Source organism: Olavius algarvensis spirochete endosymbiont, from assembly GCA_900608495.1.
GTDB lineage: Bacteria > Spirochaetota > Spirochaetia > DSM-2461 > DSM-2461 > UBA2779.
Genome location: UWYT01000207.1, coordinates 1 through 215 on the forward strand (window position 1 = coordinate 1; position 215 = coordinate 215).

The 215-nt window shown below is 56.7% G+C and carries 1 protein-coding gene; it reads right to left on the reverse strand.

Translation table 11 applies throughout. The features are described from left to right. Positions 1 to 215 (reverse strand): hypothetical protein (locus S1OALGB6SA_RS06345; protein ID WP_442789588.1); only part of this gene is annotated, 215 nt, incomplete at both ends.

Sequence of the window (215 nt, forward strand, 5' to 3'; positions counted from 1 at the left end):
TATCGCGTCGCTGCCCAGGGCACCTTGTACTCTATCTTCCGGATGCGGTTGTTGCTAAAATCTGTCACATAGACATTGCTTTCAGAGTCCACAGCCACGCCGATGGGGGAGTTAAACTGCGCCGTGTTGCTGGCGCCATCAGTATGACCTAGCGTGCCAGTGCCGGCCAAGGTGCTTACCACCCCCGCCGGAGTGATTTTCCGGATGCGGTGATT